The sequence below is a fragment of the Vibrio sp. D173a genome (assembly GCF_030248475.1).
This window is the reverse complement of record NZ_JAHGAH010001584.1, coordinates 1-878: the sequence shown is the minus strand read 5'-3', so window position 1 is coordinate 878 and position 878 is coordinate 1. Positions and strand designations below refer to the sequence as shown.

The following is an 878-nucleotide window of genomic DNA, read 5'->3' as shown; positions in this document are numbered from 1 at the left end:
TGACCCCGTTTCAATGTCTGAATCTAGGATTGCGCTTGGCTTAGGATATATGGAACAGCAGAACATGGTTCGTGCACGAGAAAACCTCGAACTCGCGATTCAACATGCACCAAACTACTACCGTGCTCGGCTCTCTATGGCCCATTATTATGAACAAGTAGGTGAAGTGGATGAAGCGAGGTCTGCGTATCGAAAAGCGTTAAGCCTAGACTCAAGAAACGGCAATGTTCTCAATAACTACGGTACGTTTTTGTGTAAGCAAGGCGAGTATGAACAGGCCGATAAGTACTTTAATCGCGCCATTGACCAGCCCTATTATTACTTAGTATCCGCCAGTTACGAGAATGCGGCTTTTTGCGCTTTTAAGGCAGGTAATACAGAACAAGCCAAGTACTACTTCACTCGTGCGATTGATCATGACCCGAACCGAGTAAAGTCGATATTACAACTATCTAAAATTGAAGTGAGTGAAGCCGATTACAGTGATGCGAGACTTCGTCTGTTTAAGTTCCACCAGCGATATGGCTATCAAATACCATCACTTCAAATATTAATCGACCTTGACAGGAAAGCGGGCAACCACGTACTTGAGAAGAAGTACCAAAGTTAATTGGATGATTTGCTCTCTGCTTAACCAAATCTGATATAAAACGGGCTTGTTGAATGAACAACAAGCCCGTTTTAATTTAAGGAAGTTAACGATGCTTTCTCGTTTTGAAATGCAAACCGTTATTTAAGCGCGATCCATTCCTGTCTTTGCTCGTCGTCCATAAAAGTCCACGCTACAAAGCGGCTCACTTTCTGGCCTTGAGACATCTCTACGACTTTCACTTGTTTCGCTTTGAGCTTGCCAAGTTCAGAGCGAAGCATATCAACGT

General features: G+C 43.4%; 2 protein-coding genes. One reads left to right on the top strand and one right to left on the bottom strand.

What is annotated here, in order from left to right; translation table 11 throughout:
* Positions 1 to 610 (top strand): type IV pilus biogenesis/stability protein PilW (gene pilW, locus KIV40_RS34915; RefSeq protein ID WP_285354045.1); only part of this gene is annotated, 610 nt, incomplete at its 5' end.
* Between the two features lie 119 nt (positions 611 to 729).
* Here the strand turns inward: pilW and KIV40_RS34910 are convergent.
* A partial coding sequence (locus tag KIV40_RS34910) for an RlmF-related methyltransferase (RefSeq protein WP_285354047.1) occupies positions 730 to 878 on the bottom strand: 149 nt, incomplete at its 5' end.